Below are 20,892 nucleotides of genomic sequence, written 5' to 3'. Positions count from 1 at the left end.
GGCACAATAATTTCGCATTGACTTAATTAAGTGAATAACTAAATTAAGCGCATGGATCGCTTCACTGCCCTTGCCGACCCGACCCGCCGCCGCATCGTCGAGATGCTCGGCCAGCGCGCCATGGCGGCGGGCGAGATCACCGCACAGTTCGGCATGAGCGCGCCGGCGATCTCGCAGCATCTCAAGGTGCTGAAAGAGGCGGGGCTGGTGAGCGTCGAAGTCAGCGGCCAGCGCCGGATCTACCGGCTCGACCCCAATGGACTCGATGCCTTCGACGCCTGGGTCCGGCAGGTGCGTGGCTTCTGGAATGCAGGGCTCGACCGCCTGGAACGAGAACTCACGAAACCCGAAGACGAGTGAGGAGAGGTGTCATGAACGACTACGGTGTGGTTCTGGAGAGCGGCGCTGTCCGCTTCGAGCGGCTGCTGCCCGGCCCTGTGGAACGGGTCTGGTCCTATCTCACCGAGTCCGAGAAGCGCGGCACCTGGCTGGCCTCGGGCGCGATCGAGCCGCGCGTCGGCGGCACGGCCGATCTTCTATTCAAGCATTCGCAGATCACCAGCGAGCAGCCGCCCGAGCGCTATCGCGAGATGAACGACAAGGGCTGGCCGTCGAAGGGAACCGTCACGCGCTACGAGCCGATGACGGCCTTGGCGATGACCTGGCCGGGCGAAGGTGACGCCAGCTCCGAAGTGACCTTCGAGCTTACACCCGAGGGCGACAAGGTCAGGCTGGTGCTGACGCATCGCAAGCTCGCCGACAAGGCCGAGATGGCCAGCGTCGCCAGCGGTTGGCACGCCCATCTCGGCATTCTGGAGGACAGGCTCGCGGGAGATCCGCCGCGCGGCTTCTGGTCACGGATCGAGGGTCTCGAGGCGGACTACGCCAAGCGTTTCGCCGATCTGCCGGCTTGAGGGTGCCCCCCAACTGTCATCCTGACCGGGCGGGGGAGCTGCTCTCCCGCTCGTGACTTGGTCCCCCGCCCCCGGATCGACTAAACTTGCTCCGTTGCAACGGAGTATGTCCGTCATGTTGATCAAGCGCCGCGCCGGCTGGGAGATGCCCGAAAGCCAGGCGACACCGGAAGCCGTCTTTCTCGATCGCCGGCAATGGCTGGCCGGCAGTGCCGGCATGATCGCCGGCGCCGCCTTGCCGCAGGCCGCCAGCGCCCAGGGCGCCGATCCGACGCTCGACCTCTATCCGGCCAAGCGCAACGGCGCCTATACGCTCGACCGGCCGGTAACCGACGAGGAGCTGGCGGCGAACTACAACAACTTCTACGAGTTCGGCACCTCGAAGGAGGTCGCCGCCGCCTCGAAGCGGCTGGTCACCCGGCCCTGGACGATCACGATCGACGGGCTGGTCGAGAAGCCGTTCGAGATCGGCTTCGACGACCTGGTCCGGAAGGTGACGCTGGAGGAGCGGCTCTATCGCTTCCGCTGCGTCGAGGCCTGGTCGATGGCGGTACCGTGGACCGGCTTCCCGCTGAAGGAGCTGGTCGCGCTGGCAAAGCCGCTCTCGGGCGCGAAATACGTGCAGATGCAGACGTTTCTGAACCCGAGGATGGCCCCCGGCCAGTCGCAGCGCTGGTATCCCTGGCCCTATACGGAAGGGCTGACCATCGCCGAAGCGACCCATGACATGACGCTGATGGTGACCGGCATCTACGGCAAGCCGATCCCGACCCAGCACGGCGCGCCGCTGCGGCTGATCACGCCGTGGAAATACGGCTTCAAATCGGTCAAGTCGATTAATAAGATCAGCTTCGTCGCCGAGCGGCCGAAGACCTTCTGGGAGGGCCTGCAGGCCTCGGAATACGGCTTCTGGGCCAATGTGAACCCGGAGGTCTCGCATCCGCGCTGGAGCCAGGCGAGCGAGCAGGTTCTGGGCACGCGCGAGCGCAAGCCGACGCTGCTGTTCAACGGCTATGCCGAACAAGTCGCCGATCTCTACAAGGGACTGGAGAAGGAACGGCTCTGGGCCTGAGGCTCTATCCCTAACAGAGTCGTCCCGGACAAGCGGCGAAGCCGCGCCGATCCCGGACCCATGCCTGATGCTCTTTCGGAAAGGCTCAGGCATGGGTCCCGGGTCTACGCTTCGCTCCGCCCGGGACGACCAGAGAAAATGAAGCACCGGGAAACGGGTGCCCTCCGACGCGCGGCTGCGCTAGCGTGCGAGACATGACAAGCTTCTGTCTCTTCACCACCGCGATCGGCGCCTGCGCCCTGGTCTGGCAAAGCGAGCGCATCGTCGCGGCGCAACTGCCCGAGCGGGATGAGGATGCCGCGCGGGGGAGGCTGGCAAAGCGTTTTCCGGACAGCGTCGAAGCCGAGGCTCCCGCCTTCGTCCGGCGGGCGATCGACGACATCGTCGCCCTGCTGGCCGGCGAGCAGCGCGACCTCGCGCATCTGCCGATCGATCTCTCGGCCACGCCTGAGTTCAACCGGCGCGTCTATGCGGTGGCGCTTGCGATCCCGCCGGGCGAGACATTGACCTATGGCGAGGTCGCGGCGCGGCTCGGCGAGCCCGGCGCGGCGCGGGCCGTCGGCGTCGCGCTCGGCCAGAACCCGATCCCGATCATCGTGCCCTGCCACCGCGTGCTCGCGGCGGGCGGCAAGACCGGCGGCTTCTCGGCCGACGGCGGCGTCGAGACAAAGCTGAAGATTCTGACGATCGAAAAGGCGCGCACCAGCGCGGAACCGTCGCTGTTCGGCGATCTGCCGCTTCAGGCGAGGCGGCGCTAGCGCCGTTCTGGCGGCGCGAGGCGGATACAAAAGTCACAGGCACCGGCCATCGGGCCCGGACAATGCGTCGGCGCCTTGACCCTGGCCGCCCTCGCAGCCATCGTGCCTGCAACGGATACACGCCCCTTCACGAGGCCCCCATGCGCCGCGTTTCGCTCCTCTCGACCCTTGCTGCCGCTCTCTGCCTGGCCGGCGTCTCCGCGCAGGCTGCGGGAGGCCGCTATGTCCATCCCGCCGACCGAGCCGAAGAGCGCATCATTCCGATGTATGGCAACCTGCCGGCCTGCGAGGATCCTGCGGTGCTCGGCGAGATCACCAGCTGGTTCAACTCGCGCGAGTCCAAGTTCTGGGGCCCGCTGCAGGCGGTCAGCTTCGACCGCGTCCGCCCGATCGCCTGGCGTCCCTGGGGCGAGGATTTCGTCCCGCGCCGCTTCTGCACGGCCCGTGTGCTGACCAATGACGGCGTGCTGCGCCGCGTCGACTATTCGGTCCGCGAGAATCTCGGCCTGTTCGGCTACACCTGGAACGTCAATTGGTGCGTTTCGGGGCTCGACCGCCACCGCGCCTACGCGCCCGACTGCAAGATGGCCCGCCCCTGATCTCGCCGCCCCATGCTCTTGAAGCGAATTGCCGCCGGCATTCTGGCGATTGGTGCACTGGCCGGCACGGCCTTCGCGCAGGGCCGTAACGATCGCGGCGGCACGCCCGGGGATTTCGACTTCTACGTGCTCGCTTTGTCCTGGTCGCCCGGCTTTTGCGAGATCGAGGGCGACCGCCGCAACCGCGAGCAATGCGCCCCCGGCGCCAATCTCGGCTTCGTCGTGCATGGGCTCTGGCCCCAATATGAGCGCGGCTATCCGAGCGATTGCGGCCCCGGCCGCTCGCCTTCGCGAATCGCGATGGAGCAGGCGGACGGCCTGTTTCCATCGGACGGCCTCGCCCGCCATCAATGGCGCAAGCACGGCACCTGCTCAGGCTCGAGCCCGGCCGACTACTTCGCCGATGTCCGCCGCGCCCGCGAGAAGATCAAGATTCCGCCCGCCCTGCAGAAGGGCGACAGCGAGCAGAGCTGGACGGCGCTCGATCTCGAACGCGCTTTCGCCGACGCCAATCCGGGCCTGCGCACCGACATGATGTCGGTCTCCTGCCGGCGCGGGGTGCTGGAGGAGGTCCGGATCTGCTTGAGCAAGGATCTGCGCGGCTTCCGCACCTGCCAGGAGGTCGACAGGTCCGGCTGCCGGGCCCGCGATTTCCGCGTCAACGCGATTCGCTGATCCGATGAACTACCGCCATGGCTTCCATGCCGGCAATTTCGCCGATGTGCTCAAGCATGTCGTGCTGATGCGCGCGCTCACGCATCTCAACGCCAAGGACAAGCCCTGGCGCGTCATCGACACCCATGCCGGCGCCGGCCGCTACGATCTCGGTTCCGAGGAGGCGCAGAAGACGCATGAATGGCGCGACGGCGTCGCCAGGCTCGATCAGGCGCCGCTCGCTCCGAAGGTGGAGGAGCTGCTCGCGCCCTGGCGCGAAGCCCTGGCTAACGCGCGCAGCCGGCATGGCGCCGACGCCTATCCCGGCTCGCCCTGGCTCTGCCGGCATGCCATGCGCGCGGACGACCGGCTGATCGCCGCCGAACTGCACGAGAACACCTATCGCAAGCTCGCCCAGGCGCTGGGCCGCGACGAGCGCTGCAAGGCGCTGGAGATCGACGGCTGGACGGCGCTGCGCGCCAATGTGCCGCCCAAGGAGCGGCGCGGCCTCGTCCTCATCGATCCGCCTTTCGAGGAGAAGGACGAGTTCGCGACGCTCGCGGCCGAATTCATCGCCGCGCATCGCAAATGGCCGACCGGCATCTACGCGCTCTGGTATCCGATCAAGGACGGGCGCGCCGTCGAGCATCTGCTCGACACGATCCTGGAGGCCGGCGTCGGCCGGCTGCTCCGCTTGGAGATCGATGTCGACCGGCCGGAAGCCGCCGGCGGCCTGAGCGCGACGGGCATGCTGCTCGTCAATCCGCCCTGGCTGCTGGCGCAGGAGGCGGAGATTCTGCTGCCGGCCCTGTGCGAGCGGCTCGCGCAGGGGCCGCGCCCGCGCTATCGCTGCGAGGCGATCCGCCCCGACGGCTGATCACTCCCGTCATTCCTTAGAAGGCTGCTGCCGATGCTGATCCTGCGCTCCTCCCCGACCTCGCCCTTCGGCCGCAAGATCAAGATCGCCATCGCCGAGCTCGGCCTCGACGACCGCATCGAGGTGCTGCCGGCCGATACCAATGACCCAGCCGATTCGCTGCGACTCCAGAACCCGCTCGGAAAAGTGCCGACCCTGGTGTTCGAAGGCGGCTCGACGCTGTTCGATTCGCGGGTGATCGCCGAGTATCTCGACCATCTCGCCGGCGGCGGCAGGCTTTTTCCCACCGGTGAGGCGCGCTTCGGCCAGTTGCGGTTGCAGGCGCTGGCTGACGGCATTTGCGACGCTGGCTTGCTGCAGGTCTACGAAATCCGCCTGCGTGCGCCGGAACTGCGCAGTACCGCCTGGGTCGAGAACCAGGCCGGCAAGGTGGCTCGCGCCCTCGCCTCGCTCGAAACGGCGCCGCCGACCTATGACCGGCCGCGCATCGGCGAGATCGCCCTCGCTTGCGCCCTCGGCTATCTCGATCTGCGGTTCGACGGCGCCTGGCGGGCCGAACACCCGGCGCTGGTGACCTGGCTCGCCGAGTTCGCGGCAAGGGTGCCCGCCTTCGAGGCGACGCGCTTCAAGGGCTAGCGCAGTCTTCAAGCGGGCCGCGAGCCCCGGAACCGTCATCGCGCGAAGCGCAACGCTCGCGCAATCCGGGCACGCCACTGTTCGATGTCGCCGGAGCGCCTCGCTGCGCCCGCGATAACGGACACGCGGAACTCAACGCCCGACATGACGACTCCACTGGCAGACAACAAAAAACCCGGTGGCCGAGGCCACCGGGTCCGTTCTGTCCCCGAAGGGAGGAAATCAGAACTTGTAGCTGAGGCGGGCGCGGACCACCGAGAAGTCGGTGCCGACCTTGTTGCCCGGAAGCGTGGCGATGTTCTTCTCGCCGAGGTCGACATACATGTACTCGACGCCGCCGATCAGGTTGTTGGTGAAGGCGTACTCGACGCCGCCGCCGACAGCGAAACCGCCGGTGTGGGTGCGATCGGAGTTGAGAGCGAACGGCCCGAACAGACCCGGGAACGAGGTCTTGACGTTGCCGTAGGCCCAACCACCGGTGGCGTACACCAGGAAGCGGTCGAAAGCGACGCCGGCGCGAGCGCGGACGGTGCCGTACCACTCGGTCTTGACGTTCAGCAGGCCGAGGTTGTCGCCGCTGCTGAGGTCAGCGCCCTGGAAATCGGCTTCCGCGCCGATCACGAACTGACCGATCTGGTAGTTGTAGCCGACCTGGCCACCACCGACGAAGCCGTCGAGATCGCCGACATTGGCGAAGCCGTTGGCGTTGACGTTGCCCCAGCCGTAGCCGGCGTTGGCACCGACGTAGAAGCCGGTCCAGGTGAAGGCAGGAACGTAGACCGGGGCAACGACCGGGCCCTTGCGGCTCGGCAGGTCGGCAGCGGAGGCAGCGCCGGCGGCGAGGAGGCCGAGGGCCGCAACGCCCGAAAGCAGATACTTCTTCATGACAAACTCCTTAGTCATCGTATTCTCCGGCGCTGGCCGGCGGTGATTTCAGTGACCTCTTTATAAGGCCGGTGGCGGGCCGTGTCTGTTGCGGCGAGAACACAACTGCTGGTCAGACCGAGGCGAAATTGCGGCACGATCCGGAACAAGCAAGGCATATTGATCAATTCCCGTTAGCCATTGTTAAGACTGTGTGAATGGCGAACCGAATACTAACGCAACGGCAGCGACGACGGACGGCCATCACATAATCGCCCTCATCGGCTTTTGGTTCCATCGCCGGCGCAATTCCGTCATGCGCCAATTGCTTGCAGGCCGCCCCGACGCATGCTTTAGCCGACTGGCCCCGCCCTTCCGTCGAGACCTGCGTGCCGCCCCTTTCGATCTTCATCATCGCGCGCGACGAAGCCGACCGCATCGGACGCACCATAGCTGCGGTCCGAGGCCTCAGCGATGATATCGTCGTGATCGATTCCGGCTCGACCGACGGCACGCAGGCGATTGCGACGGATCTGGGCGCGCGCGTGATCGAGCGCGACTGGCCGGGCTACGGCCCGCAGAAGCGCTTCGCCGAGGAGCAGTGTCGCCATCCCTGGCTGCTCAACCTCGACGCCGACGAGGTGGTGCCCGAGGACCTCGCCGCCGAGATCGCGGCGCTCTTCTCCGATGGCCAGCCGCCCCGCGATGCCTATCGCACGCGCATCGCCGAGATATTCCCCGGCGAAGGCGCCCCGCATCGCTTTGCCTACGCACTCTCGCCGGTCCGCCTCTATCGCTCCGACAAGGGGCGTTACTCGCCCTCCCCGGTGCACGACCGTGTCGATCTCGTCCCCGATGCCCGGGTCGGCAAGCTCAAGGGCACGATCCATCACTATTCGGTCCGCTCGCTCGGCGAGCAGATGGCCAAGCTCAATGCCTATAGCGACGCCCAGGCCGACGATCTCGATGCCCGCGGCGAGACGCTCTCGGTCTTTCGCCTCGTCGCCGAATTTCCTGCGAACTTCATCAAGGCCTATATCGGGCGGCGTCACGCTCTGCGCGGGGTCTACGGCTTCATGACCGCGATGAACTATGCCTTCTATCGCTATCTGCGCGTAGCCAAGCACTGGGAGCGCCGGCTGCAGCGCCGCACTGCCCGCAGCAATGGCAATGGAGATCGTCGTGGCCTCGGCAACTGAGGTCGCCCTCGTCACCGGGGGCGCCAGGCGCATCGGCCGCGCCATCGTCCTGCGGCTCGCCGAAGCCGGCTACGCGGTCGCCATCCATTGCAACGGCTCGCGCGCCGAGGCGCTTGCGCTGGCGGAGGAGATCGGGGCAGCAGGCGGGCGAGCCCATGTCGTCGCCGCCGATCTCGTCGATCCCGCAGCCGTCGAAGGGATCGTACCGGAGGCTGAAACCGCGCTCGGGCCGGTCAGCCTGCTGGTCAACAGCGCCTCGAGCTTCCTGGTCGACGACCTGCTGGCCCTGGATGTCCAGACATGGAATCGCCAGTTCTCGATCAATCTGCGAGCGCCCTCGGTCCTCGCCGGCGCCATGGCCAATCGCCTGCCGGCAGATCGCCAGGGTGCGATCGTCAACATCGTCGATCAGCGCGTCTGGAAGCTGACGCCGCAATATTACTCCTACACGCTGACCAAGGCGGCGCTACTGACAGCGACGACGACCATGGCGCAGGCGTTGGCGCCGCGCATCCGGGTCAACGCCGTCGGCCCCGGCCCGACCTTCGCCAACCCGCATGACGGCGAGGCGCTGCTGGCGACCGAAGCCGGCGGCACACCGCTCGCCCGCAAGGTCGAGGCCGACGACATCGCCGAGGCGGTGCTTTATCTGGCGCGGGCCAAGGCGGTCACCGGCCAGATGATCGCGGTCGACGCCGGCCAGCACATCGCCTGGCGCACGCCCGACATCGTCGGCTGAGGCAGGTCACTCAGGCCGTCGCGTCGTTGCGATAGGCGGCCCGGCCGCTGGCGAGCGCATCGGCCAGGAGATCGAGCCGGTCCTGCCCCCAGAAGATCTCGCCATCGAGCACATAGCTCGGCGCGCCGAAGACGCCGGTCTCGACCGCATCCGCGATCGCCGCCTGATAGCTTTGCACGATCGCCTCGCTGCCCGCCGCCTCGGTCAGCCCGGCGGGATCGAGCCCCGCACGCTTCGCCGCGGCCAGGACCAGCTCGGGCCGCGACATGTCCTGCTCGCGCGCCCAGACATCCGCGAGGACCTCGCCGATGAAGCGCGCGGGATCGTCGCCCCGCGCCACGGCTGCGAGCACGACCCTGTCCGCCAGCGAGACGTCATAGGGGAAGAACTTCGGGACCAGGGTCAGCGGCAGGCCGCGCCTGGCGCGCCAGCGTTGCAGTTCGAGGATGCGGTAGCGCTGGCGCACTGGATGGCGCTTGGGCAATGGCAGACCGCCGGTCTCGTCGAAGACCGAGCGCAGCGGCGTCGGTCGATAGCGGACGGCCAGATTGTGCTCCTTCGCCAATTCGATGAAAGCGCCATGGCCGAGATAGGTCCAGGGCGAGAGCAGGGTGAAGTAATAGTCGATCTGACGTGACATCGGCGGCCTCGGGCAAGCAGGGGCCGCAAGGTGCCCGCTGGCGGCGCGATCCTGCAAGCTCGCCTTGAGTCGATTGCCGTGATCGTTTCGATCAGCGTGACGGCGCTGCCGCCTCGGCGGCAGCGCCGTGGCGGAAACGTCAGGCAGCCGCCTTGTTCTTGATGGCGCCGATGATCGCGGTGAGGATCGCGCCGCCGGCGCCGCCACTGATCAGATTGGTGAGAATGCCGCCTACGCTGAGATTGCCGCCCTGCGCCGCTGCCGAGATCGCCGGCAGCAGGATCGGGATGATCTGGCCGAGCACGCCGCCGCCGACCAGGCCGGCAATGGTGTTGCCGATCGTACCGATGTCGAAGGTCGGCGAGGCTTTGCCGGCCGCATTGCCACCGATCGCGCCTGCGATCAGATTCGTCAGGATTTGTTCCATGTTCAATCCCTCAGCCAAGGTGGATGGCGGAAGGAGGATGCGCCTGCGACAAAATGTACGCAACTCCGCATCGATGGGAGACCGACTTGCAACGGAACGTTGAGCCGACTTGACCAGCGGGATCGAAGTTGATTTGCGGGCTCACCGGAGCGGGAGCTAGCCCAGCGCGATGGCCGAGATCAGCCGGCCGTAATCGGTCTCCTGCCGATGCGTGGTGCGGCGATAGCTGTAGAAGCGCGCTTCGTCGCCATAGGTGCACAGGCTGAGATCGTAGAAGCGGCCGATACCGGCCTCCTGCGCGCGATGAGCGATGAAGGCCGGCAGGTCGAACATCGCATGCGCTGGCCGCTCCGAGGCATGGAAGAACCGGGAAAAGGTCGCGTTCTCGCCCTTGAAGCGCTCGATGAACTCCGGCCCGACTTCGTAGGCCGCAACGCTGATCGTCGGCCCGAGCACGGCGATGATCCGCTCGCGCCTGGCGCCGAGCTTCTCCATCTCGGTCACGGTCGAACCGATCACGCCGGTGAAGGCGCCTTTCCAGCCGGCATGGGCGGCGCCGATCACGCCGGCCTCGGCGTCGGCGAACAGGATCGGGCCGCAATCTGCGGTCGAGATGCCGAGTGCGACGCCGTGCGCGATCGAGACCATAGCGTCCGCCTTGGGCCGCTCCGCTGGCCAAGGGCCGGTGACCACGGCCACATCCGGCGAGTGCACCTGATGGACGCTGACCAGCCCGCTGCGCTCGACACCCATCTGCCTCGCCATGCGGGCGCGATTCTCCGCAACCAGCGCCTGGTCGTCGTACGAGCCCAGCCCGCCGTTCAGCGAAGCGTAGACCCCGCTCGAGACGCCGCCCTCGCGGGTGAAGAAGGCATGGCGGATTCCGGGCTCTTGGGCGAGGTCGGGAGAGGTGATGAACATGGCGGCACGTCCGTTTGTGGGTCAGCCCTGCTCTGGCAGGCGATGAAGGTCAAATCCGGGCAGCGGCGGCAGTTTCGGGTCGGCAACCGCCAGCACCTTGAAGAGCTCGCCCATCGCCGTCGGCCCGGGCTCGATCAGGCGCCTGACTCCGCCTGCGAGCGTCTCGACCTGTGCCGGCGTCGCGCGGCGGCACAGCGCCTCGAATCGCTGCTGCAACCCGAGCGCCAACAGGAAGTCGCGCTGCGTGACAGCGCCATGCGCCGCCGCTCCGGCTGCCAGTCCCGCCTGTGCCATCCGGGCGAAGTCGACATGCACGGTGAGGTCGGCATCACCAGGCTCGGCCAGCACGTCGACGAAGGCATGGCGCTTCAGCGCTTGCAATGTATCGCCGAAGCCGGAGCGCGCCGGGCCGTAATCGATGAACAACCCGGTGCCGCCTGCGGTTGCGACATGGCGGGCGACGATTGTGACTGCTTCCAGCGCCGCGGCGGGATGTTCGAACAGCGAGCCGGCGGGAGCTGTCATGGCGAGTGAAGCATCGGGCTCGCCCGACAGACCGAAGGCCAGCCGGCCCTGCCCGTCGAGCCCCACCAGCCGCTCGCGCCAGCCATCCGCCGTACGGATGAACTGGTCGAGCGGGAGCGCGTCGAGGAATTCGTTGGCAATGACGATGGCAGGCCCTTCCAGCGCCTGGTCGATCCGGTCATGCCAATGTGGCGTCGCATCGCTCGCGGCCAGCGTCTGCCTCTGTCGCTCGCGCAGCACCGGGCTCGTCTCGACCAGATGCACCGAGAGCGCATCGCGAAAACCCGGCAGCGCCCGCGCTGCCCGCAGCATGTCCTGCATCAGCGTGCCGCGTCCCGGGCCGAGCTCGACGAGGCGGATGGAGGCCGGCGCGCCCATCGCCTGCCAGGCCGTTGCAGCCCACAGGCCGATCAACTCACCAAAAATCTGGCTGATCTCGGGTGCGGTGGTGAAGTCCCCGTCGGCGCCGAACGGGTCCTGCTTCATATAGTAGCCGTGGCGGGGATGGCCGAGGCAGAGCGCCATGTAGCGGGAGACGCCGAGCGGTCCCTCCTGGCGGATCAGCTCCGCGAGTTCCTGCGCCAGCGGGCTCACGCTCGTGCCGGTCCCTTCCGCCGCAGCACGAGAAAGAGACCTGCGAGGAACAGCGGCACCGACAGCAGCATGCCCATGGTCAGCCAGCTCGTCCCGAACAGGAAGCCGAGCTGCGGATCGGGCTCGCGGAAGAACTCACAGGTGGTGCGGGCAATGCCATAGCCCATACCGAAGAGCCCGGCGACGAGACCCAGCCGCCTCAACCCGCCCATCTTGACCACGATCATCAGCAGCACCAGCAGGAGCAGGCCTTCGCTGAACGCCTCATAGAGCTGGCTCGGATGGCGCGGCACCGGCCCGCCATGCGGAAAGACGATTCCCCAGGGCAGGTCCGGCGCCGGGCGGCCCCACAGCTCGCCATTGACGAAATTGGCGATGCGGCCGAGGAACAGGCCGATCGGCGCCACCGCCGCGCCGAGATCGAGCGCCGAGAGCGGCGGGTAGCCGCGCCTGATGGCGAAGACCCATAGGCCCGCCGCAGCACCGACGAGCCCGCCATGGAAGGACATGCCACCCTTCCAGACCGCGAAGATCTCCAGCGGATTGGCGAGATATTCGGGCAGGTTGTAGAACAGCACGAAGCCGAGGCGGCCGCCGATCACCACGCCGAGCGCAGCGAAGAGCAGGAAATCGTCGAGCGAATCGGGGCTTGGCCGCGCCCTGCCGCCCCAGAGTTGCTCCGTCGCGGCGAGCCGGCGGGCATACCACCAGCCGCCGAGCAGGCCGGCGACATAGGCGAGCCCGTACCATTTGATCGAGAGCGGCCCGAGCTGGAGCGCGACCGGATCGATCACCGGGAAAGGAATGGCGAAGACGGGCATGGGCGGGATCCGGGTTGCGCGCTGCGGTGATGCAGGGCGCGCAGTATCCGGGTCAAGAGGTCAGAGAGCCGCGCTCAGCCCCGGCCGCGCGCCCGCGCCTGCGCCAGCATCGGCTCGTGGCCCAACTCGGGCGAGGCCGGCGGTAGGTCGCTCGGCAGATGATCGCGGATCATCAAGGCGAGCTCGTCGAAGCCGTTGTCATAGGTCGAGATGCGCAGGCGCGGTCCGTCGAAGGAGGAGATCCAGAGATAGCTCGACCAGTCCACGCCGATCCGCGCGAGCTCGTACCAGCCCAGCGAAATCGTCCGGCCCAAGATCGTGCGGCGCTCGATGCGCTGGTCGTTCCAGCGCACCTGCTCGACCATGGCCTGGATTGCGAGGAACAGGGTGATGCCGGCAAAGGCGCTGGTGAAGAGCAGGCCGGAGCTCCGCTCGACACGCCCGCCGGCAACCACCAGCGTCGCGACTGCGGTAATCAGCAGGCCGGCGAACAGGCCGAGCCAAAAATAGGGGCCAGGCGTCAGATAGCGCCATTCGCCATGCCGCCGTGCCCGCCGCCGCTGCAGGCAGACACAGAGCGCGGTCACAGCCATGAAGGCCGGAACGAACAGCGCGATCTTCGTCAGGACATCGACGGACATGGGCAGCCTCGGGCGAAGCGGGGCCTTGCCTCTACCGGACCTTGCAGAAAATCCGAAGCGCAACCGTTTGGAATGGCAAAGAAGCCGTTGCAGGATTCCGCCACGCTCCTGACAAGACTGGCTCATCTAGCCGAGCAGAGTGATGTCTATCCTGGACACTCCGGCACTTGAAACTCGGCGCGATACCCGCCCCCGCCGGCACCGAAAGTTGAGATGCACTCGCGACGTTCGGCGGGGCTATAGAATCGGTATTTGCCTTCCCTATCTCTGCTGGCCGCACCAAGATAGGTCCATGTGGACGAGTCGAAGTGACGATACTCGGCAAACTCAGCTAACCGGGGTGGCTTGGCATCTCTCACTTCCACAGCAGAGCAGCAGCCGCCTCCACCGATAACGATGAAAAAATTCTCGGGGGTCACATACAGATTTGCATGGGTTGCGGGTCCCCAGTCTGTCCACATTTTGGTCCTGGCCTCGCCTCGACCATTTTTGACCAGCAGTTCGTGACGGCTCTCAAATCCGTCCGACCAGATCTCGAAATGAGCAGTCGTATCCGGAAAGGGCAGCGGAATGGCGAGTTCTCGGACCAAGCGCTCGCCACAACCAGTCAGAACAAACAGGAGGATCACAAAATAGGGCCATCCAAAGAGCTTCATCGCTAGTGCGCCGTCCAATCCGCTAGCCATACCGCTCCTGACATGACGAAGCGGCTGCGGCATCCTACATGCAGGCCATGAATCGCGAACGCCCTGACGACATGCCGGATACCGAGATCGAGGACGAGGAGGAGGTATCTTCCGCGCCCGCGCTCGATCTCGGCGAGGCCGCCCCCGGCGCGCTCAAGGCCGGCATCGAGGTGATCGCCGACTTTGCCAGGCACCTGCCGAACCGGCCCGGCGTCTACCGGATGTTCGATCGCGCCGGCGAGGTGCTCTATGTCGGCAAGGCCAAGAGCCTGAAGAACCGGGTCACGGCCTATGCCCGCGGCATGGCGCACACCAACGCCGTGGCGCGCATGATCGCCGAGACGGCGAACATGGAGTTCGTCACCACCGGCACCGAGACCGAGGCGCTGCTGCTCGAATCGAACCTGATCAAGCAGCTGCGGCCGCGCTACAACGTGCTGCTGCGCGACGACAAATCCTTCCCCTACATCTTCCTTTCCGGCGACCATCCGGCGCCGCAGATCGCCAAGCATCGCGGCTCGCGCCAACGCAAGGGCGACTATTTTGGCCCCTTCGCCTCGGTCTGGGCGGTCGAGCGCACGATCGACGCCCTGCAGAAGGCCTTCCTGCTGCGCTCCTGCTCGGACAGCTATTACGAGAACCGCACGCGGCCCTGCCTGCTCTTCCAGATCAAGCGCTGCTCCGGCCCTTGCACCGGCGAGATCTCGCATGCCGATTATCAGGGCCTCGCCGACCAGGCGCGCGCCTTCCTCTCCGGCCGTTCCTCGGCGGTGAAGGAACTGCTCTCCAAGCGCATGCAGGCGGCGGCCGAGGAGCTCGAATTCGAGAAGGCGGCGCGCTATCGCGACCGGCTGGCGGCGCTCTCGGCCGTGCAGGCCGGGCAGGACATCAACACGCAAGGGGTCGAGGAGGCCGACGTCTTCGCCATCGACGAGCAGGCCGGGCAGTTCTGCGTCGAGATCTTCTTCTTCCGCAACAAGCAGAACTGGGGCAACCGCGCCCTCTTTCCACGCGCCGACAAGAGCCTGACCCCCGCCGAGGTCCTGGCCTCGGTCGTCACCCAGTTCTACGACGACAAGCCGCCGCCGCGGCTCGTCCTGCTCTCGCATGAGCTGGCCGAGGCCGACCTGATCGCGCAAGCCCTGTGCGAACGCGCCGGCCGCAAGGTCGAGCTGGCGATGCCCAAGCGCGGCGAGCGCCGCGACCTCGTCGTCCATGCCCAGAAGAACGCGCATGAGGCGCTCGCACGCAAGCTCGCCGACAATGCCGGCCAGCAGAGCCTGCTCAACGCGCTCGGTCAGGCCTTCGGCCTGGCGAAGGCGCCGCGCCGCGTCGAGGTCTACGACAACTCGCATATCATGGGCACCAACGCGGTCGGCGGCATGATCGTCGCCGGGCGGGACGGCTTCATGAAGAGCCATTACCGCACCTTCAACATCTCGGCCGACACCATCGCCGGCGACGATTTCGGCATGATGCGCGAGGTGCTGAAGCGGCGGTTCACGCGGCTGGCTAAGGAGCGTGGAGCCTCAACGGACTCTCCTCGCCCTTGTGGGGAGGAGTTGGAGGTGGGGGGCGAAAAGCCAGAGCAAACCGCCAGCGAGGCAAGCCTCCCGGCCGATGCCGTCGCCTCGATTCCGCCAGGGCTCACCCAGTCGGACGCCCCCCACCCCTTCCCCTCCCCACAAGGGGGAGGGGTGGAGCCTCGCCCGGAAAACGAAGAGCCCGAAGACGACTCAGCCTTCCCCTCCCGCCCCGACCTCGTCATTGTCGACGGCGGCAAGGGGCAGTTCGAGGCTGCCCGCAAGATCATGGCCGAATGCGGCGTCACCGATATCGCGCTGGTCGCCATCGCCAAGGGCGAGGATCGCAATGCCATGCGTGAGACCTTCTTCATGGCCGGCAAGGAACCGTTCAAGCTGCCGCCGCGTGATCCGGCCCTGTTCTTCATCCAGCGCCTGCGCGATGAGGCCCACCGCTTTGCCATCGGCACCCACCGCGCCAAGCGCAAGCGCGACATCAAGACCAACCCGCTCGACGAAATTCCGGGCATCGGCCCCTCGCGCAAACGGGCGCTGCTGCTGCATTTCGGCACGGTGAAGGCGATCCAGCGCGCCAAGCTCGACGACCTGATGCGGACCCCCGGCGTCAACGCCGCCACCGCCAAGGCGGTGCATGCCCATTTCCATGAGCATTGATCGGAATGGCGCGGTCGCGCTCTTGCGTGTTGACGCTGTCATGAAGGCGCTGTTTTGGTGGGTGCCGTGACGAGTCTCAACGAAGCCATCCGCCGCCGGGGACCCTGGTCTCTGCCGAACCTCCTCACCTATGGCCGGATCGTCGCGATTCCGGCGCTGGTGGCGCTGCTGTTCTGGCCCTGGGACGACTGGGCGCGCTGGACTGCGCTCGGGATTTACGTCGCGGCCGCCATCACCGACTATCTCGATGGCTGGATTGCCCGTGCCTGGAGCCAGCAATCGGCGATCGGGCGCATGCTCGACCCGATCGCCGACAAGCTCCTGGTCTGCGCCCTCCTTCTGATGCTGGTCCACACCGACACCATCAGGGGCTGGGCGATCTGGGCGGCGATCGTGATTCTCTGCCGCGAGATCCTGGTTTCGGGCCTGCGCGAATTCCTGGCGGAGCTCAAGGTCAGCGTCCCCGTCAGCAAGGTCGCCAAGTACAAGACCACCGCGCAGCTGTTCGCGCTGGGCTTCCTTGTCGCCGGCCCGGCCGGCGATAAGGTCCTGCCCTATAACACCCAGATCGGGATCGTGATGCTTTGGGTCGCGGCGCTGCTGACGATCTACACCGGCTGGGACTATCTCAACTCCGGCATCCGCCATCTCGTCGAGGAGGACACGCGCGGATCATGAGCGTTGCGGTTGCCGAATCCGCCAGCCTGAAGCTGGTCTACTTCGCCTGGGTGCGCGAGCGCGTCGGCCTCACCGAGGAGATGGTCACGCCGCCGGCCGGCACCGCGACCATCGCCGATTTGGTGCGCTGGCTGAAGACGCGTGGCGAAGGCTATGAACTCGCCTTCGAGAATGAGGCGATCGTGCGTGCGGCGATCGACCAGACCCATGCCAAGCCGGCAACGGCGATCGCCGGCGCACGCGAGATCGCCTTCTTTCCGCCGATGACCGGCGGTTGATCTGCGAGGCCAGGGCCATGACGCCGCTTGTCCGCATCCAGCGCGAGGATTTCGACATCGGCGCCGAGATCGCGGCGCTGACGGCCGGCAATCCGAACATCGGCGCCGTCGTCTCCTTCGCCGGGTTGTGCCGCGACGAGAGCGGCCGCCTCGCCGCGCTCGAGCTCGAACATTATCCCGGCATGGCCGAGGCCGAGATTGCCCGCGTTGCAACGGAGGCCGCCAAGCGCTGGCCGCTTGCGGGCCTTCTCGCCATCCATCGCTACGGGCTGATCAAGCCGGGCGAGCAGATCGTCCTGGTGATCGCCGCGTCGAGCCATCGCCGCGAGGCTTTCGAAGCCGCCGATTTCCTGATGGACTATCTCAAGACCCGCGCCCCCTTCTGGAAGCGCGAGCATCTCGCCGACGGCACGCTCGGCGGCTGGGTCGAGGCCAAGGCGGATGACGACGATGCGACACAGCGCTGGGAACAGGTGTCCTGAGCGATTGAGCACGCTGCTGCTCGGGGCGGGGCTCGTCGTCATGCCTGGGGTCGCCTTGGCGGCGACGCCCGCGCCGAAGGGCTTCCGCGACTGGATGGCCGGCTGCGACAACCTCAAGAGCTGCGCGGCACTGTCCGTGCCTTCCGATGCCGTCGACACGACCGCCTATCTGCGCCTGGAGCGCCCGGCCGGAGCGGATGGCGCGGTCAAACTGGTCCTCCGGCTACGCGGTGAGTGGCAGAAGCCGCCGCTGGCGGTCGCGCTGAAGCTCGATGGCGCTGCCTTCCCGGCCGGCGGCAAGGCTATGCCGGTCACAGCCGATAGCGATCTCGCGTCGGTGACCTTCCAGCCGGCCGAGATCGCCGCCTTCATAGAGGCGGCGCGCAAGGCGACGAAGCTCCAAGTCACGGCGCCTGGCTTGTCGGCCGAGGTCTCGCTCTCGGGCGCGGTCGCGGCGCTGCTCTGGATCGATGAGCAGCAGGGCCGTCTCAACACCGCGTCGGCGCTGATCCGGAAGGGCAGCGCAACGAATGTCCCACCTGCTCCTGCCGCGCCGGTCATCGTGGCGAAGCCGGCGAGCGGCTCGCTCTCCGAGAAGGACGGAAAGACGCTTACCGCCGCCCTGCGCAAGCAGATCGCCCAGCGCGATCCCGACCAGTGCGAGGATGGCGAGATGACGACAAAGCTCGACACGGCCTGGCCGCTCGACACCAGGCGCAGCCTGGTCGCGCTGACCTGCTCGCTCGGCGCCTACAATGCCTCCAACGCCTTCTGGATCGTCGAGAACGGTGCGGTGGCCACGGCCAAACCGGTCAACTTCACGTGGAACGACGAGAGCGAGAAGAACGTACTGGTCAATGGCGCGTTCGACCCCAGGACCGGTCGGATCGACTATTTCGCCAAGGGTCGCGGCATCGGCGATTGCGGCGCCACCGGTGGCTACGCCTGGACCGGCAACGGCTTCGCCCTGACCTCGTTCAGCATGATGGGCGAATGCCGCGGCATCGGCTCTGACGACTGGATCACGCTGTTCCAGAGTGAGGTCAGGACTGCGAAGTGAGTTGCCGAGCTTCTCCCGTCATGCTCGGCCTTGTGCCGAGCATTCACGTCTTGAACACCGCATGCGATCAATGAAGTGAAGACGTGGATGGTCGGGACAAGCCCGACCATGACGGCAGAGACCTATACTCAGGCCGCCGCCTTGGACTTCTGCCGGACCTCGTCCGAATAGTCCTCCATGATCACCTTGCCCATATTGCCGGTGACGAAGTTGTAGGGGCCGATCTCGGAGACCAAAGTCACCTCGGCAGCCGAGCCGGTGATGAAGCACTCGCTGAAGCTTTCGAGCTCCTCCGGACGGATGCGGCGCTCTACCACCTCGAAGCCGCGCTTCTTGCACAGGTCGATCACCGAGCGGCGGGTGATGCCGTCGAGGAAGCGGTCGGCCAGCGGGGTGTGGATCACGCCGTCCTTGATGAAGAAGATGTTGGCACCGGTGCACTCGGCGACATTGCCTTCCCAGTCGAGCATCATCGCATCGGCATAGCCGGCGCGCTCCGCCTTGTGCTTGGAGAGCGAGCAGATCATGTAGAGCCCCGCCGCCTTGGCATGAACCGGCGCGCAGGCCGGGTCGGGCCGGCGATAGGTCGCAAGGTCGAGGCGCACGCCCTTCAGCTTCTGCGCCATGTCGAACATGCTCGGCCACTCCCACACCGCGATCGCAGTGTGAATGGTGTTGTTCATGCCAGAGACCGCCATCATCTCCGAGCCGCGCCAGGCAACCGGGCGGACATAGGCGTCCTCCAGGCCATTCTCCTTCAGGCAGAGATATTTCGCTGCGTCGAGCTCGGCGACCGAATACGGAATCGTGAAATCCATGATCTCGGCCGACTTGTGGAAGCGCTGCGAGTGCTCGGTGCACTTGTAGATCACGCCGCCATAGGAGCGCTCGCCCTCGAAGACGCAGGAGCCGTAGTGCAGGCCATGGGTGAGTACATGCACCTTGGCCTCCTTCCACGGCACGAGCTTGCCGTCGAACCAGATGACGCCGTCGCGCTGGTCGAAAGGAATGACAGACATGATACAGTCCTCCAGGTGCTTTTCTTGCAGGCACTCCGCCACAGGCCGGAAGGGCGTGCAAGCGCGGGATTTTTGCTGCGCCGGACTTGGCGCCCGCGACATAATCGGTCGTCCCGCGTGCTTGACCGGTAATCTTACGTCTGAGATATGTCAACAAGGCTGACATAAAAAATGAGCGTGACGGTGAGCACACCCGCATTGCATCCGGCGCCTGCCGCCCCCGAGGAGCCGCGCGACGCCGTGCCTTACGAGCTGATCGAGCTGTTCTTCTTCGCCTATCGCGACTTCGTCGGCGATCCCGACCGCATCCTCGCCGATTACGGCTTCGGCCGGGCTCATCACCGCGTGCTCCATTTCGTCCAGCGCCAGCCGGGGCTGACCATCGCCGAATTGCTCGACATCCTGCAGATCACCAAGCAGAGCCTGAACCGGGTGCTGAAGGAACTGGTCGAGACCGGTTTCGTCGAGTCGCGCACGGGCACGCAGGACAAGCGCCAGCGCAATCTCTACGCAACCACCGCGGGTTGCGAACTCGCGGTCAGGCTGGCGCAGCTGCAGGCCAGGCGCATCAACGGCGCGCTCGCCCAGGTTGGTCCCGAGGCGGGCGAGATCGTCGCACGTTACCTCGCCGGCTTGATCGATCCATCCGAGCGCAAGAAGGTGCAGTATCTGCTCGCCGGGCCGCGCTGAGGACACTGCATCCAGCCGAAGTCGTTGCAGAACGTTAGACAATGTTATCCGAGACCTGGCGAAGCTCAGGCCAGGACCCAGGCGGCCTGTGCTATCCTCCTGGAAACGACACGGGTGCGCTCAGCCGGCGCCGAGGACGGGAAAGGAGCCCAGATGGCGGCGAATGCGCGCAAAGCAGTGCCTGACGAGGCCCCGCATATTCTGGTGGTCGATGACGACCGCCGCCTGCGTGACCTGCTGGCCCGCTTCCTCGGCGACCATGGCTACCGCGTCACCACCGCCGCCAGCGCCGCCGATGCCGATACTCGCCTCGGCCATCTCGTCTTCGACGCCATGGTGCTGGACGTGATGATGCCCGGGGAGAACGGCTTCGATTTCGCCCGCCGCCTGCGCAAGAGCTCGCAGGTGCCGATCCTGATGCTGACTGCCCGCGCCGATTCGAACGACCGCATCAACGGCCTGGAGATCGGCGTCGACGACTATCTCTCCAAGCCCTTCGAGCCGCGCGAGCTGATCCTGCGCCTCGGCAATGTCCTCAAGCGCAACGCCCAGCCCGAGGCGCCGTCTGCGCCGATGCGGCCGGACTATGTCCGCTTCGGCCCCTTCATCTACGGCCTCGCCCGCGGCGAACTGCGCCAGGGCGAGGAGTCGATCCGCCTGACCGAGCGCGAGCGCGAGATCCTGACCACATTGGCCGAACGCGCCGGCGAGCATGTCCCGCGCGAGCTGCTCGTCGCTCAGGGCTCCGCCGCCAATGACCGCACCATCGATGTCCAGATCAACCGGCTGCGCCGCAAGATCGAACGTGATCCTGCCGATCCGCTCTACCTCCAGACCGTCCGCGGCATCGGCTACCGCCTCGTCGTCGACCGGGCCTGACCGACATGGTTGACGCTTCGCTCAGGCGTCGCCTCGTCCCG

At 66.5% G+C, this 20,892-nt stretch carries 26 protein-coding genes; 17 read left to right on the top strand and 9 right to left on the bottom strand.

Annotated elements, in window-relative coordinates; all coding sequences use genetic code 11:
• The first annotated feature begins 51 nt into the window (after positions 1-51).
• From ACFPOB_RS04580 to ACFPOB_RS04545, 8 genes are all read left to right on the top strand, one after another.
• The gene (locus ACFPOB_RS04580; RefSeq protein WP_377796268.1) at positions 52-360 is read left to right on the top strand and encodes an ArsR/SmtB family transcription factor; all 309 of its coding nucleotides are present in this window, start codon (positions 52-54) and stop codon (positions 358-360) included.
• 11 nt (positions 361-371) lie between these two features.
• Complete coding sequence (locus ACFPOB_RS04575; RefSeq protein WP_377796266.1) at positions 372-914, top strand: SRPBCC family protein; 543 nt, start codon at positions 372-374, stop codon at positions 912-914.
• Between the two features lie 115 nt (positions 915-1,029).
• The gene (gene msrP / locus ACFPOB_RS04570) at positions 1,030-1,986 is read left to right on the top strand and encodes a protein-methionine-sulfoxide reductase catalytic subunit MsrP (RefSeq protein WP_377796265.1); all 957 of its coding nucleotides are present in this window, start codon (positions 1,030-1,032) and stop codon (positions 1,984-1,986) included.
• 194 nt (positions 1,987-2,180) lie between these two features.
• A complete protein-coding gene (locus ACFPOB_RS04565) occupies positions 2,181-2,744 on the top strand; it encodes a methylated-DNA--[protein]-cysteine S-methyltransferase (RefSeq protein WP_377796263.1) in 564 nt (187 codons plus the stop codon).
• Between the two features lie 140 nt (positions 2,745-2,884).
• Positions 2,885-3,343 carry a hypothetical protein gene (locus tag ACFPOB_RS04560; RefSeq protein WP_377796261.1) on the top strand — a complete coding sequence of 153 codons (459 nt, stop codon included), beginning with the start codon at positions 2,885-2,887 and terminating at the stop codon, positions 3,341-3,343.
• A gap of 12 nt (positions 3,344-3,355) precedes the next feature.
• Entirely contained in the window at positions 3,356-4,018 is a 663-nt protein-coding gene (locus ACFPOB_RS04555) for a ribonuclease T2 family protein (RefSeq protein ID WP_377796259.1), read from the top strand.
• A gap of 4 nt (positions 4,019-4,022) precedes the next feature.
• Positions 4,023-4,874, top strand: a complete 852-nt coding sequence (locus ACFPOB_RS04550; RefSeq protein WP_377796258.1) for a 23S rRNA (adenine(2030)-N(6))-methyltransferase RlmJ — start codon at positions 4,023-4,025, stop codon at positions 4,872-4,874.
• A gap of 33 nt (positions 4,875-4,907) precedes the next feature.
• On the top strand, positions 4,908-5,510 hold the full coding sequence (locus ACFPOB_RS04545) for a glutathione S-transferase (protein ID WP_377796256.1): 603 nt from the start codon (positions 4,908-4,910) through the stop codon (positions 5,508-5,510).
• Positions 5,511-5,732: 222 nt separating this feature from the next.
• Here ACFPOB_RS04545 and ACFPOB_RS04540 read toward each other — a convergent pair whose 3' ends face one another.
• Positions 5,733-6,395, bottom strand: a complete 663-nt coding sequence (locus ACFPOB_RS04540) for an outer membrane protein (protein ID WP_377796255.1) — start codon at positions 6,393-6,395, stop codon at positions 5,733-5,735.
• Positions 6,396-6,763: 368 nt separating this feature from the next.
• Between ACFPOB_RS04540 and ACFPOB_RS04535 the strand changes: the two genes are divergently transcribed.
• Positions 6,764-7,573 carry a glycosyltransferase family 2 protein gene (locus ACFPOB_RS04535; RefSeq protein WP_377796254.1) on the top strand — a complete coding sequence of 270 codons (810 nt, stop codon included), beginning with the start codon at positions 6,764-6,766 and terminating at the stop codon, positions 7,571-7,573.
• Entirely contained in the window at positions 7,557-8,312 is a 756-nt protein-coding gene (locus ACFPOB_RS04530) for an SDR family oxidoreductase (RefSeq protein ID WP_377796253.1), read from the top strand. Before ACFPOB_RS04535 ends, ACFPOB_RS04530 begins: the two co-directional genes overlap by 17 nt.
• A 10-nt stretch (positions 8,313-8,322) precedes the next feature.
• Here ACFPOB_RS04530 and ACFPOB_RS04525 read toward each other — a convergent pair whose 3' ends face one another.
• The 7 genes from ACFPOB_RS04525 to ACFPOB_RS04495 form a co-directional block, all read right to left on the bottom strand.
• Complete coding sequence (locus ACFPOB_RS04525; protein ID WP_377796251.1) at positions 8,323-8,952, bottom strand: 2-hydroxychromene-2-carboxylate isomerase; 630 nt, start codon at positions 8,950-8,952, stop codon at positions 8,323-8,325.
• A 139-nt stretch (positions 8,953-9,091) separates the two neighbouring features.
• Entirely contained in the window at positions 9,092-9,379 is a 288-nt protein-coding gene (locus ACFPOB_RS04520) for a hypothetical protein (protein ID WP_377796250.1), read from the bottom strand.
• 156 nt (positions 9,380-9,535) lie between these two features.
• Complete coding sequence (gene pgeF, locus ACFPOB_RS04515) at positions 9,536-10,300, bottom strand: peptidoglycan editing factor PgeF (RefSeq protein WP_377796248.1); 765 nt, start codon at positions 10,298-10,300, stop codon at positions 9,536-9,538.
• Positions 10,301-10,321: 21 nt separating this feature from the next.
• Positions 10,322-11,419, bottom strand: coding sequence for a class I SAM-dependent methyltransferase (locus tag ACFPOB_RS04510; RefSeq protein WP_377796247.1), 1,098 nt, complete (start codon positions 11,417-11,419; stop codon positions 10,322-10,324).
• Positions 11,416-12,240, bottom strand: a complete 825-nt coding sequence (lgt, locus tag ACFPOB_RS04505; protein WP_377796244.1) for a prolipoprotein diacylglyceryl transferase — start codon at positions 12,238-12,240, stop codon at positions 11,416-11,418. The genes ACFPOB_RS04510 and lgt overlap by 4 nt, the downstream gene beginning before the upstream one ends.
• Positions 12,241-12,314: 74 nt before the next feature.
• Positions 12,315-12,881, bottom strand: a complete 567-nt coding sequence (locus ACFPOB_RS04500; RefSeq protein WP_377796242.1) for a hypothetical protein — start codon at positions 12,879-12,881, stop codon at positions 12,315-12,317.
• A 146-nt stretch (positions 12,882-13,027) separates the two neighbouring features.
• The gene (locus ACFPOB_RS04495) at positions 13,028-13,537 is read right to left on the bottom strand and encodes a hypothetical protein (protein WP_377796241.1); all 510 of its coding nucleotides are present in this window, start codon (positions 13,535-13,537) and stop codon (positions 13,028-13,030) included.
• 68 nt (positions 13,538-13,605) lie between these two features.
• Between ACFPOB_RS04495 and uvrC the strand changes: the two genes are divergently transcribed.
• From uvrC to ACFPOB_RS04470, 5 genes are all read left to right on the top strand, one after another.
• Entirely contained in the window at positions 13,606-15,765 is a 2,160-nt protein-coding gene (gene uvrC / locus ACFPOB_RS04490) for an excinuclease ABC subunit UvrC (RefSeq protein ID WP_377796239.1), read from the top strand.
• A 66-nt stretch (positions 15,766-15,831) separates the two neighbouring features.
• Positions 15,832-16,443 (top strand): CDP-diacylglycerol--glycerol-3-phosphate 3-phosphatidyltransferase, encoded by a 612-nt coding sequence (gene pgsA, locus ACFPOB_RS04485; protein ID WP_377796237.1) that lies wholly within the window; start codon positions 15,832-15,834, stop codon positions 16,441-16,443.
• Positions 16,444-16,469: 26 nt separating this feature from the next.
• Positions 16,470-16,721, top strand: coding sequence for a molybdopterin converting factor subunit 1 (moaD, locus tag ACFPOB_RS04480; protein WP_377796343.1), 252 nt, complete (start codon positions 16,470-16,472; stop codon positions 16,719-16,721).
• A gap of 17 nt (positions 16,722-16,738) precedes the next feature.
• Entirely contained in the window at positions 16,739-17,203 is a 465-nt protein-coding gene (locus ACFPOB_RS04475) for a molybdenum cofactor biosynthesis protein MoaE (protein WP_377796235.1), read from the top strand.
• A 4-nt stretch (positions 17,204-17,207) separates the two neighbouring features.
• On the top strand, positions 17,208-18,263 hold the full coding sequence (locus ACFPOB_RS04470) for a DUF1176 domain-containing protein (RefSeq protein WP_377796233.1): 1,056 nt from the start codon (positions 17,208-17,210) through the stop codon (positions 18,261-18,263).
• A gap of 128 nt (positions 18,264-18,391) precedes the next feature.
• On the opposite strand, the gene ACFPOB_RS04465 is transcribed toward ACFPOB_RS04470, so the two are convergent.
• The gene (locus ACFPOB_RS04465; protein ID WP_377796232.1) at positions 18,392-19,282 is read right to left on the bottom strand and encodes a branched-chain amino acid aminotransferase; all 891 of its coding nucleotides are present in this window, start codon (positions 19,280-19,282) and stop codon (positions 18,392-18,394) included.
• Between the two features lie 183 nt (positions 19,283-19,465).
• Here ACFPOB_RS04465 and ACFPOB_RS04460 point away from each other — a divergent pair, with 183 nt between their 5' ends.
• Positions 19,466-19,972 (top strand): MarR family winged helix-turn-helix transcriptional regulator, encoded by a 507-nt coding sequence (locus tag ACFPOB_RS04460; RefSeq protein WP_377796230.1) that lies wholly within the window; start codon positions 19,466-19,468, stop codon positions 19,970-19,972.
• A gap of 153 nt (positions 19,973-20,125) precedes the next feature.
• Positions 20,126-20,851 (top strand): response regulator, encoded by a 726-nt coding sequence (locus ACFPOB_RS04455; RefSeq protein WP_377796229.1) that lies wholly within the window; start codon positions 20,126-20,128, stop codon positions 20,849-20,851.
• The last annotated feature ends 41 nt before the right edge of the window (positions 20,852-20,892 follow it).

It is taken from the genome of Allobosea eneae (genome assembly GCF_042657265.1).
Classification (GTDB): Bacteria; Pseudomonadota; Alphaproteobacteria; order Rhizobiales; family Beijerinckiaceae; genus Allobosea; species Allobosea eneae.
This window is presented reverse-complemented; position numbering and strand designations above follow the sequence as displayed.